Below are 12298 nucleotides of genomic sequence, written 5' to 3'. Positions count from 1 at the left end.
AACTTGCTCTTTTTTGATTCTGATACCCCGTCCGCTTGCGGCGGGGTAGTTCATTTTTGGCGATGTCCGGTGCAAGATATCGAACGCGCGCTGTGCCCACGGCTTGGCTATCCCAGTAGGCCACTAAATGAGTCGATGTGTCATCTAAGCCGTCAAACTCTAGCTCAGGCGCAACGCCTTGCTCAATTTGAAAGACTTCCGTTCGCACCCGCTGAATCGCCGAACGTTCATCAGCATAGGAGACAATTTTGAGAAGAAGTGGAATCATAGGGATGTTTCACACGAATACAGCAAACTCAGACCAAGACAGGCGAGAATTGAGATCGGTCGTCTATGATGACCACTATGGCAAACTCTAAGGAGTCGGATACGTATCCTCGTACACTGGAAATCGGGTATACCGTTGACCGTCCTAGTTCACAAACCTACGGATTTTAGCATTGAGCGAGAATTCTTCGACCCAATCTCAATCCATTACCCGACGAGAGCTGCGCGAACTCGTGCGATCGCAGCTCCAAGCTCTACTGGAACAAAATAATTATCCAGGAGCCAAAGCGCTACTCGTCCCAGTTCAACCTGTAGATATTGCCGAAGCAATCGAAGAACTGCCGGAAACCATGCAGGTAATCGCCTTTCGGCTGCTATCCAAGGATGAAGCGATCGAAGTCTATGAGTACTTAGATTCTGGGGTTCAGCAAACCCTAGTCGAAGAATTTAAGCGGCAGGATGTCCTAGACATCGTAGACAAAATGTCGCCGGATGATCGCGCCCGTTTATTTGATGAACTTCCCGCCAAGATCGTCAGCCGACTCCTCGCCCAACTCAGTCCCGATGAGCGTCGTGCGACGGCTCTCTTACTGGGCTATGAACCCGGCACCGCTGGGCGGATTATGACGCCGGAATATGTGGCGTTGAAAGAAGGCTGGACGATTGAGCAGTTATTAGACCATATTCGCAGTCTGGCGCATGTCAGCGAGACGATTTACTACCTATACGTTACTGATGCGGCTCGTCGGCTCACGGGAATTCTCTCCCTGCGAGATTTAGTGACGGCTCCCCCCACCCAGAAAGTTGGGGACATTATGGTGCGTGAGTTAGTCTACGTCCATACCGACGCCGACCAAGAAGAAGTCGCTCGGATTATCCAGCGGTATGATTTTTTGGCCGTTCCAGTGGTAGATGGGGAACAGCGGCTCGTCGGGATTGTCACCGTTGATGACGTCATCGATATCTTGGAGCAGGAAACTACGGAAGATATCTACACCCTGGGCGGTGTCCAATCGGGGAGTGATAATTACTTTCAAACGAATCTAATCACGGTGGCGCGGCGACGGGTGGTGTGGCTGTTTGTGCTGCTGCTCACCAACACGGCAACTAGCGCCGTGATCCGCTCCCAGGAGGACGTGCTGCGCCAGGTGGTTGCGCTGACGGCCTTTATTCCTCTCCTCATCGGCACAGGTGGGAACGTGGGAGCGCAGTCGTCCACGGTGGTGATTCGGGGACTCAACACCAATGAAGTCGAGACCAATCGCGCCTTTTGGATTATCGGACGAGAAGGAGTCGCTGGGGTCATCTTAGGCATCATGCTGGGGTTCGTGGTGACCGGCTGGGCCTATCTGCTGCATGGCAGTTTCGCAGTGGCGATCGCCGTCGGCGTGAGTCTTGTTGCCATTTCTGTTTTAGCCTCTGTCTCTGGCTCGGCTCTCCCCTTCCTATTCCAAGCCCTCCGCCTCGATCCAGCCTTGATGTCTGCCCCGTTTATCACTACAGCGGTAGACGTACTGGGCGTATTTATTTACCTGAATGTGGCTCGCTTAATTTTAGACATTGGGTCGGGGAGCTAAAACGTGCAAGTAACCCTCTTCTTCTCCCCACGGTCATCGTCTACAGGGATCATTGAAATCATTAGGGAAAAGCCATAGCATCTATAGAAAAACTAAGAGTTTATAGTAAACTAAGGGCAAACGATCCCGTGGATCCATAGTCATTTTCATATGGACATGGTTACCATGTAGGGGTGATTGATTTGTACTATCCCTTACGTTCTCTAAGAGAGGGTCACTGGTTCAAGCTAATTTGTGGAGCCAGTTTTCAACACCTCCCTGCCATCCGTTCTCTAGCCCTAGCGTATACGCTTGCTGGAGCCGACTGTATTGATGTTGCTGCTGATCCCGCTGTGCTGGCATCGGTGCGGGATGCGCTAGCGGTTGCGGATTCCTTGAAGGAAGAGGCGATCGCCCGGGGCTTTGGGTTTCGTGCATTGCCGTGGCTCATGGTCAGTCTCAACGATGGCGAAGATCCCCATTTTCGCAAAGCAGAGTTTGATCCCAATCAGTGTCCAACCGAGTGTCCCCGCCCCTGTGAGGCCATCTGTCCTGCCAACGCCATTGTCTTTGAGCAGTTGCCGGATGGATACTCTGGAGTGATTGATGCCCAGTGCTACGGCTGTGGGCGCTGTTTACCTATTTGTCCGATTCAGCAGATTTTAGCGCGATCCTATGTATCGTCCCCATCGGCGATCGCCCCTCTGGTTCTCCAGGATATCGATGCCGTTGAAATCCATACTCAGGTCGGACGTGTGGCGGAATTTAGTCGGCTGTGGAAGGCGATCGCCCCAGCGTTACCCCATCTCAAACTCGTTGCCATTAGCTGCCCCGATGGTGAAGGACTAATCGACTATCTCAAAGCCCTGTATGACCTGATTTCGCCCTTGCCCTGTGCCTTAATTTGGCAAACCGATGGTCGCCCCATGAGCGGTGACATCGGCAAAGGAGCCACCCGCGCCGCCATTCACCTAGGACAAAAAGTGCTCGATGCTGGCCTGCCCGGATATGTGCAGCTTGCAGGCGGAACCAATGCCTCTACGGTCTACAAACTGCGATCGCGCGGATTGCTGCGAAACCGGGCGATCGCCTCCCCCCTTTCATCCCCAGGAGACACAGCGCGTGTAGTCTCATCGATGCGGCTCTCCTCAGCGGAACAGCCGTACATTGCGGGTATTGCCTACGGCAGCTATGCCCGCACCTTGCTCTCGCCGATTTTGGACACCCTAGACACTCAAACGCCCATGAATGAAGCCCCGTTCCCCCCGACCACACCGAGCAGCACCCGACTTGAAGATGTTTCCCCCTTACTTTGGCAAGCGGTGGAGCGAGCTTACGAGCTTGTTTCGCCCCTAAAAGCCTCGGCACAGATGACGGCTGCGGCATCCTGCACACCGTAATGGACACCATGTTGGGTTACGTCTGCCGCTAGATCTCACCGTTTCGTATTGCTGGTTATTGAGTTACCTCCCATCTTTATGACATCGAACGGAAATCGCTTTTCAGACTCCGCAATGAATATTCAGCCTTCGATCCATGAAGGCTCGACCCAAGAGAATCAAGTGAATGAGTCCCTTCCCCATCCTGTGCATCCGGTGGGTCGGTTTGAGGTGACCGACGATCTCGATCGCCTGCTAGACGTTTTTCCACCCGCCATTCGAGCTCACCTAGAACACCACCCCCAGCGCGATCGGCTCATTGAAGTGGTGATGGATTTAGGACGCTATCCTGAAGCTCGATTTCCAGACCAAGCCGAGTATCTATCCGAAATTCCCATCTCTCGCGAGGACTTAGATTACTGCATCGATCGCGTTGGAGTCTTTAGTGGGGATAACCGGGCAGGCATCGAACGCACCCTGCACCGGATTAGCGCCATCCGCAATCGGCAAGGCGACATTATTGGCTTGACCTGCCGGGTCGGACGCGCCGTATTTGGCACCATTAGCATGATTCGCGACCTCGTGGAAACGGGGCGATCGATCCTGATGCTGGGACGTCCGGGGGTGGGCAAAACCACCGCTCTGCGAGAGATTGCACGGGTACTTGCCGATGATTTGGGTAAACGGGTCGTGATTATTGATACCTCGAATGAAATTGCGGGAGATGGCGATATTCCCCATCCGGCCTTGGGGCGTGCCCGTCGGATGCAGGTGGCAAAGCCGGAATTGCAGCACCAGGTGATGATCGAAGCGGTGGAAAACCACATGCCGGAGGTGATTGTCATCGACGAAATCGGGACAGAGTTGGAAGCCTTGGCCGCCCGAACCATTGCGGAACGGGGGGTGCAGTTGGTGGGAACCGCCCACGGCAATCAGATTGAAAACCTGATTAAGAATCCGACCCTCTCGGATTTGATTGGCGGCATTCAGTCGGTAACGCTGGGTGATGAAGAAGCTCGTCGTCGGGGGAGCCAAAAGAGTGTGCTGGAACGGAAAGCACCGCCGACCTTTGATATTGCCGTCGAGATGCTGGAGCGTCAACGCTGGGTCGTTCACGAAGAAGTGTCTGAAACCGTGGATAGTCTGCTGCGGGGACGCAAGCCCAAGTACCAAATTCGCACGGTGACCGCCGACGGCTCTGTAGAGATTGAGCAGGAAAATGGTAGCCCACCAATGGCGATCGCCCGTTCTCCCAAAGTGTCGGCGCGATTGCTCCCCGACTACCGCTCTGGTGGCTGGCGAGAATCGGGACAAATGACGCCGCTCAGTCACATTTCGAGTCGCACAGAGCGCAAAGAGACGAGTACCACCACTCGCAATCTGGAGTCTGTCCCCAACGAGCAGCAGTACTTTGATCAGCTCCTCGATGCATCGTTGGCAAGCATACCCGTCGGCGATCGCAACGCCTTTGTGGATGAACCAATGACAGGCCCGAATGGGGAAGACGTGCTGCGGGTCTATCCCTATGCGGTGAGTCGGCATCTGTTGGAACAGGTGGTAGAGACGTTGAACCTGCCGATTGTGATCACGAAGGATTTGGATAATGCCGATGCGGTACTGGCGCTGCGATCGCACATTAAGAACCATTCCAAGCTGCGTCAAACGGCGAGTTCGCGGCAGCTTGCCATCCATGCGGTGAAATCGAACACCATGCCCCAAATTTTGCGGGCACTGAAGCGAATGCTCAACATGGATGAAGCCGGAGTATCCGAAACTGTCAATCTCAATCTCTTTGCTCGCAGTGGGGATGAAGATGAGATTGAAGCCTTAGAAGAGGCGCGACTGGCTGTCGAACAGATTGTGATTCCCAAGGGACAACCTGTGGAGTTACTGCCCCGCTCAGCGAAGGTTCGCAAGATGCAGCATGAACTGGTGGAGCACTATCGCTTAAAGTCCTCTAGCTTTGGCGATGAACCCAATCGACGGCTGCGGATCTATCCTGCATAGATCCCCGTTTCATCAATCTGAATAGCCAATCCGGGTAGGATGCGTTGCGCGATCGCGTAGTGCATCCTATTTTTCATGGCTCTATTCACCTACAAAGACTTCTCCATGCGATACCGTCGAAACGAAACACCTTTGAGCGTCACCATCTCTTCTTCAATAACCTGGAATCCCTTATGTTCAAAAAACGGACGAGCCGTAATACTCACTTCGGCATAGAGTTTTGAACAGTGTTCTTTCTACACCAAGGTTTCCAAATGGGTTAACAGTCGGGAACCAATACCTCGTCCCTGATACTCGACGTGGATGAAAAAGAGATCGATATGACCATCCGTTTCTAGTCTGGCAAAGCCTGCGATCGCCCCGTCCACTACAGCCAAAACAAACTGCTGCGTTGACATCCGTTCTATCCAAAGATCATCATTCCACGCATAGGATGACCATACCTGAATTTGCTCAGCATCATAGTCGCGGCTATTTACCTGTTGAACTGTGTCGTAAAACAACTGCTGCAGTTCAGGTAAATCCGATTCTGTGCCATCACGAAGCTGAATAGTCACGCCGAAATCCCTAGAGACACCGACGGTATTCTATCGCAAGCCTTAGCGATCGCTCAGAAATAGCCAAGACGCTGATGAGACTAAGCACGCTAAGTCGGTGCACCTTGATGGACGCGAATATCTGGATAGTATCGTTGATTGAACTGAAGTTGTAGCAGGAGTCGAGGTTTTTCGGTCGGCAATGTCCCTTTATGTAAACAGTACGGATCTTCCGCAAACCCGAACCCTGCCTGACCGCAGAGTACAGCAACATTTTCTGCACCATAGTGGTTTACCAGAGTGGCATCATCTATAGAAGCGACCCGTTGTCCAAGAATCTGATGGTAAAGTCTTTTACGAACATGAGAACCCTTGATGCACACATGAGGCCCTGCTGATTCATCAACATCCGTCAAGTAGAAAAACAGCTTCAATGATCGGTAGTCATCGATATCATAATGAAAAACCTGCGCTGCTTTGAGCTTTTCTATCTCACTACTTTCCCGTGGAAAGCTCCAAAACAGTTCACCTGCAAGATAGACAGGTTCACAACCCAAGTATGCTCTGGCTAACGCTAGCAGTCCCGGATCCGTTTTAATCGCTTGAAACGCAGGACACTCTTCATGGGTATTGAGATAACTGCCAATCATCAATGCCTTATTCAATCGCTCTTCTACCTTTGATCGTTGGCTGAGATAGAAAGGAACATCAGGACGGCGATCGCCATAACAAATCGAAGATTGACAGAACTGGAGCAACTCTTTGACAATCGCAGGAGGAAGTTGCAGTTGATCATAGTATCCCGTCTGGCGAATCGCCTGCACAGCAGTGGCAATATCTAGCCCCTCAAACATCGACGTTTCTTCACCGTGAGGGACAGATACAGATGAAGGAGTTGTTGCCTCAATGATATATCGGAGTCCCTCAAAACGAGCTAGTTTTCGCATCACAAAAAGAGAGGGAGCCCTCCGGAAACAGGTATAGTTCTGAGCAAGATAGTCTTGTCCTTTCAAGCTATAATCAACAAGCTTCTTTTGAACGAGATTGAGAGAAGTATGTATGTCCAGCATGGGAATTTAAATCTTAAGAGTTAAGGGTTAAGCAATGATTCTGTTTACCGCGACTCATGTTTATAATCACCAATCATCCGGAAATCTCCCCGAGTAATTAGGAGATTATGTCCACGAAAAATTGCTCTCTAAGTAGGACAAAACATCTGATTCCATTAATTTGTGCACCCTAATTCAACACTATCTAGGCTCGTAAACACGCTAGGGAAACGGGTGCGTGTCACCTTCTATAGAGAGAAAAGAAAATCCCTGGTGCACCACACAGCTGCAGCCCTTGACAGGCATGCGCGATTTTTCTACCAATCAAGTGACACGCACCCTACGGGAATACGGGAACGAACATACCCAATATCATTGAATCATTGGATAGGGAGCATCCCAACTTTGTACGGGTAGTGCGAGCGTCCCGCTCGCAGGCAAGATGCCCGCACTCTAGACATTGATAAATTTGCAAATATGGGATGCTCCCCGTTGGATAGACCAATATTCCTGTAACTATAGGAATCTAACCTGATTTCTAAAAAGTTTTTGAGGCCAATTTCTCACCTGACTTAAACTTTAGCCCCAGTGCACCCAAAGCAATCAAAACGGATTGCTACATTTCAGCAGTAGAAGAATAGATGCTATTTCATGGCATTGGAAGAGCAACCTAGCTGATTCGGTTTTAGCACGATAAAAACTAGCCGAGTATTTCCTCGGCAAAGTTGCTTTAAAACTTCATACTTGGCCAGAGTTAATAAATAAAGTATGAGGATGAAGACTTTTTTGAGTGTTCAGCTAACGCCCAGGGCAGTACAGCCGACTAGGAGCGTGACTAGCATCAATTTCAATCACGAAATCTGCATATCCCGGTTGCTGACACAGCGGCGCGATAAAGAGATCCGGATGGAGCGATCGCCAAAAATAGATCACAAATTCATCAATCTCCGCATCGCTCATGCCCGTTTTGCCAGAGGCTTTCATCTGCTGTTCCGCCTGCCGTCGCCACTCTTGACTGAGGCGATAGTCCACAGGCGCAAGCACCATTAATCGATCCAGTTGTTCCCACAGCGGGAGATAGTCCCTCAGGGCTTCATTAATATCCCGCGCAAACTGGCGATCGCGCTTCGTGATAATCGGTTCAGGCGCATGGTCAAACACCGATGGATCCACAGGGCGGGCACCCACAAACCAGCCCTCAAAGAGAACAATATCGATATTGGACACTTGCTCTGGCATGGTGCGATCGCCTGCTCCATTCCACAGCGATTTATCGAATCTAGGAATGGCGATCGGTTGACCGGGTTCGGCGGCCCGTAACTGCTTGAGAACCGACAATCCCAGCGTTACATCATGGGTTCCCGGCGGCCCCCGCCAACGCAACCGTGGATCGAACTGCTGAAGCTGCTGCCGCTCACTGTAGGTTTTGTACAAATCATCAATCGAAATCCCACAAACCCGATAACCTAACGCGGCCAAAATCCAGGTCAGCAACACAGTCAGCGTCGTTTTGCCTGTGCCCTGTCCGCCTAAGATGCCTTGAATCAGCGGACGCCCCATGGCTGCGCGTTCATCCGCTAACTGAATCGCCAGGGGGAGCCAAAGATTCCAAAAGGTCTCTAAACGTTCGGCAGCAATGGCTTCTGTCCATCCCAAGCGCTGAATGCAGAAGGGCGCAAACTGGGGGCAGAGCGTTTGGAACAGATGCAGGCGTCGATCTAAACTCTCGTCAACCGTATCGGGAGTGATGCCAAAGACAGCCGCACGCTCAGTATCTGCCAGCATTAACTCAGCCATCTGCTGCCGCTCAGAGGCAGTCGCTGCGGCTCCTGTCGCCCATTGGTGTAAGAGGGAGCGCAGTTTGGAGGCTAATTCCGGTTGCTTATCCTCTGTTTGCATCGCGAATTGTATCCTCCGAGGCTAGCTACCGAGAGTCAATGCTAACAAAAACATCCCGTAGACGAAGCCGATCCGGATGCCATTGAGCGTTTCTTTCCACCAAACGAGACGAGGTTTGCGATCGCGCGTTAGCCCTAGCTGTTGGGGTTGCACGTAGACCAACCAAATCGCGACTTCTGTTCCCGCCGCCATCACCGCTGCAACCAAGGCATCCACCCGCGCTTGCTGACCCGCCGTGGTAGCCACAAAACTCGCAAGGAAGTTCCCTAATAGAATGCTGATAATGGTTACGGATAGGCGACGCCAAGGGTTGCCCAGCCAGCCCACCAGCCGTTCTGAGAGATGATCAACCAGGATACTGAATCGAGTATTTTGCATGGCTGGAAGGATTTGAAGAAGACAGGGGCGATCGCCAGCAGCAATCCTGAAGTTAGGATAACCTGATTTCAGAGGCTCTGGATGGACAGAACCGTGAGTGGACATCAACCCCATTCCCAAGATGCAGTCCTCGGTGGAGTATACACCGTTCCGCCGAGTGGGGTTGTTTTGGGTGGACTCGACGGGGTCAAGCAGCGCTTGGGGCATCCGGTTCCTGCCCAGCGGATTGCAGCCCTTCAGCAGATGCTTGGCTATGGCATAGAGGGTCTAGAGGCGATCGTCCAAGCACTCCACGATCCGGTGATTGAGGTGCAGCGGGCGGCATACCAACTTTTACGGGATAATCCGGCAGCGATCGCCCAGCAAGCCCTAGAGTCCTACTGTCCCTTTGTTTTGTTTGAGCAGTGCTGTGCATTACGCGGTCATCCCCAGGGCATTACCGCCGTGGCGATCAGTCCAGACGAGCAAACGATCGTCAGCAGCAGTCGCGATCGCACCATCTACGTTTGGGATCTCCACGCCCAGGAATCCTATCTCTCCTTTACGGCTCCCTTTTTTGTCAGTACGCTCACCATCAGCCCCGATGGGCGATCGCTGGTCTTGCGCGACACCGATCATCAACTGCGAGTTTGGAGTTTGCGAAACGGTCAGGAGTTACCCCCCGATTCGTTGCAGGATTGGGATCTGAATGGGTTTCCAGAATCCTCACCTAAGGTGGCATCCCAACCGACCGATGCCATGAATCAACTGACCCACGGATGGCTAGATGATCAAACCCAGTGGGCACACCCAGACTGGCTCCGTACAGACGGAGAGCAGGATACAGAATCTGGGCATCGCGATTTGCATCCAATGGCGGGTCGCGATCGCCCCAAACCCCGATCCATTGCATCCACGATGATTCATGGCGATCGCTATCTGATCAGCAGCAGTCAGTCCAAGATCCGCATTTGGGATTTACAGCAGGGGCGAGAAGTTGTGGTGCTGAGTGGGCACACTAGTCTGGTAACGGCGATCGCGGCTGCACCCAGCGGACATTGGATTATCAGCGGCAGCGAAGATCGCACTGTGGGGGTTTGGGGTATTCCCTAATGACACGCAAGCACTCAACTCAGTCCATCCATCAGCCTCAGGCTCACGATGCCGTGTTAGGGGGGCAAGCGGCTCCACCCGCTCAGGGCACTGTTCTGGGGGGCTTAGCCGGGGTGAAACAACGGCTCACGAGTCCCCATGTCCAGCAGCGGTTAGCAGCCTTACCGGAAGCTCTCCATCACGGACAGATCGGGGTAGAACTGGTGATTGGCGCATTGGGCGATCGCGATCGTTCTGTGCAAAAGGCTGCCTATGCGCTCCTGAAGGACATTGATCATCCCCTGGCAACCGATGCGGTGCAGCAGTTTGCCCTCACGTCGGTCAAAACCCGGTTGAACAGTGCGATCGAGGCCGAGCAACTGGAGGCGATCGCCGATGCCTTGGAGTTAGACCATGCGGGGCTGGATGTGCTCCTACACCACCTGCCGGATTTGTCGGATGAACTCCAGCAGATCACCTACGAACACCTGCGCGATCGCCCAGAAGCACGCATCCAGAAAGTGTTGGAGTTTTTTTCCACCGACGGATTGAGCTATCTGCGGTTGCGCGATCTGCTGATGACCAAACAATGGAAAGCCGCCGATCAGGAAACCTTGCGCTTATTGATGCGAGCCAGTCGGGTGAACCGAGCCGAACAGCTCCAGCCGGATCTCATCGCGGAATTGCCCTGTCACGACTTGCAAACGATTGATCAACTCTGGCTCCAGGCCAGTCGCGGGCAATTTGGCTTTAGCGTCCAGCGGGATGTATGGATGCCCTACTACACCTTGTTTTGGAGCAAGGCGGATACCTGGGCAGCCGTGGGCGATCGCCTCGGTTGGCGCATCAATCACCTCTGGAACCCCAACCATTGGAAATGCTACGACGAAATTACCTTCAGCCTACGTGCCCCCAAAGGACACCTGCCGTTTCTGGGCAACACGCTAGGAATTTTTACCATAGAAGCCTTTGCCAATCGGCTCCAGGACTGCGATCGCCTACCGCACGTAGGACGCCCCGTTGATATCGATGGTGGCTCCGGTGATGTGGGGGGCTAACCCCGACGCCAGAAACGCGATCGTATTCGCCACATCTTGGGGTGGGGCGGGCGCACCGAGGGGAATATCCCGCGTGACATACTCTGCGCCACGGGTTTGCATCACCTCCTCAATGCGATCGGTATGCACAAAGCCAGGGGCGATCGCGTAGGCAATCACGCCATCAGAGGCGAATCCCCGGGCAATGCTGCGAGTCAGGGCAATGATACCCCCTTTGGAGGCGGCATAGTGCATAAATTCTGGGCCATCTCCCCGAAAGGCAGCACGGCTGGCAATGTTGATAATGGTTCCGCCCTGGGGACGAGTACGGAAAAATCGAATCGCTTCCCGGCAGATATCCGCCACCGCCATCAAATTCACTTGCAGGGTCTCTGTCCACGCTTGCTGCCACTGATCCAGATCATCATCTACCCCCGCACTGGGCATCGTCGCCGCGTTATTTACCACCACGTCAATCCGTCCCTTCCATGCGATCGCCGCCTGCCAAAGGGCGATCGCCGCTTGGGGAACGCTCAAATCTTTCTGGATCACCTGGCCGCGATCGCGCCCAATGGAATCCGCCACAGCCTGAATATCTGCCGCTCCCTGTCCATAGTGCAGGACAACCTCTGCGCCCGCTTGACTTAAGGTTTTCGCCGTCACCGCCCCAATACCACGCGAGGCTCCGGTAATTAAAATAACCTTGCCGCTCAAATCGATCATGATCGGTCTTTATCTATTCTCAGTGGGATTCTCTCCCTGCATAGATACCACGTTTTGCCAAAGGGGCGATCGCAAAACATAAAGTTTTCACACGATCGCAAAGACCGTCCGGATAAAAAATAGAACATCTCCTCAAAAACAAAAATATCTTTTTGGGGGAACCTTTCAGGAATATTCGTCTTCATTAGCTGTAGCAGAAGGCAAACCAAGGCAAAGATTTGAACCGGGTTTCTGCAAGGATTTTAGGTCATGTTAAATGGACAGTTATTCAGATCGATCAACTCGATCTGAGGCTATTTCTCGCATGGGTTAACGATATGAAAACAAGGTCCCTCACACTCCTAGCTACGTTGACATTCGTTGTTACTGTTTCGCCAACGTTTGTTAATTCTGCCT

At 52.7% G+C, this 12298-nt stretch carries 11 protein-coding genes; 5 read left to right on the top strand and 6 right to left on the bottom strand.

Annotated features, from left to right (window positions below):
• The coding region (locus IGR76_12000) for a GNAT family N-acetyltransferase (protein ID MBF2079212.1) at positions 1–268 on the bottom strand (268 nt) is incomplete at its 3' end.
• A 172-nt stretch (positions 269–440) separates the two neighbouring features.
• Here IGR76_12000 and mgtE point away from each other — a divergent pair.
• The 3 genes from mgtE (at position 441) to IGR76_11985 (ending at position 5209) form a co-directional block, all read left to right on the top strand.
• Positions 441–1844, top strand: a complete 1404-nt coding sequence (gene mgtE / locus IGR76_11995; protein MBF2079211.1) for a magnesium transporter — start codon at positions 441–443, stop codon at positions 1842–1844.
• Between the two features lie 173 nt (positions 1845–2017).
• Entirely contained in the window at positions 2018–3223 is a 1206-nt protein-coding gene (locus tag IGR76_11990) for a 4Fe-4S ferredoxin (GenBank protein ID MBF2079210.1), read from the top strand.
• 114 nt (positions 3224–3337) lie between these two features.
• Complete coding sequence (locus IGR76_11985) at positions 3338–5209, top strand: AAA family ATPase (protein ID MBF2079209.1); 1872 nt, start codon at positions 3338–3340, stop codon at positions 5207–5209.
• 236 nt (positions 5210–5445) lie between these two features.
• Here IGR76_11985 and IGR76_11980 read toward each other — a convergent pair whose 3' ends face one another.
• From IGR76_11980 to IGR76_11965, 4 genes are all read right to left on the bottom strand, one after another.
• A complete protein-coding gene (locus IGR76_11980) occupies positions 5446–5766 on the bottom strand; it encodes a GNAT family N-acetyltransferase (protein ID MBF2079208.1) in 321 nt (106 codons plus the stop codon).
• Positions 5767–5855: 89 nt separating this feature from the next.
• Positions 5856–6692, bottom strand: a complete 837-nt coding sequence (locus IGR76_11975) for a hypothetical protein (protein ID MBF2079207.1) — start codon at positions 6690–6692, stop codon at positions 5856–5858.
• Between the two features lie 900 nt (positions 6693–7592).
• Positions 7593–8654 carry a glycerate kinase gene (locus IGR76_11970; GenBank protein MBF2079206.1) on the bottom strand — a complete coding sequence of 354 codons (1062 nt, stop codon included), beginning with the start codon at positions 8652–8654 and terminating at the stop codon, positions 7593–7595.
• Positions 8655–8714: 60 nt separating this feature from the next.
• Positions 8715–9176: a DUF565 domain-containing protein gene (locus tag IGR76_11965; protein ID MBF2079205.1), complete on the bottom strand. Its 462-nt coding sequence runs from the start codon at positions 9174–9176 to the stop codon at positions 8715–8717.
• Here IGR76_11965 and IGR76_11960 point away from each other — a divergent pair.
• Both IGR76_11960 and IGR76_11955 read left to right on the top strand, forming a co-directional pair.
• Positions 9165–10163 carry a hypothetical protein gene (locus IGR76_11960; GenBank protein MBF2079204.1) on the top strand — a complete coding sequence of 333 codons (999 nt, stop codon included), beginning with the start codon at positions 9165–9167 and terminating at the stop codon, positions 10161–10163. The genes IGR76_11965 and IGR76_11960 overlap by 12 nt on opposite strands.
• Positions 10163–11200, top strand: a complete 1038-nt coding sequence (locus IGR76_11955) for a GUN4 domain-containing protein (protein ID MBF2079203.1) — start codon at positions 10163–10165, stop codon at positions 11198–11200. Before IGR76_11960 ends, IGR76_11955 begins: the two co-directional genes overlap by 1 nt.
• Here the strand turns inward: IGR76_11955 and IGR76_11950 are convergent.
• Complete coding sequence (locus IGR76_11950) at positions 11141–11902, bottom strand: SDR family oxidoreductase (protein ID MBF2079202.1); 762 nt, start codon at positions 11900–11902, stop codon at positions 11141–11143. The genes IGR76_11955 and IGR76_11950 overlap by 60 nt on opposite strands.
• Between the last annotated feature and the right edge of the window lie 396 nt (positions 11903–12298).

Source organism: Synechococcales cyanobacterium T60_A2020_003 (assembly GCA_015272205.1).
Lineage (GTDB): Bacteria > Cyanobacteriota > Cyanobacteriia > RECH01 > RECH01 > JACYMB01.
The sequence above is the reverse complement of the archived record's forward strand: the minus strand, read 5'-3'. Positions and strand labels throughout refer to the sequence as shown.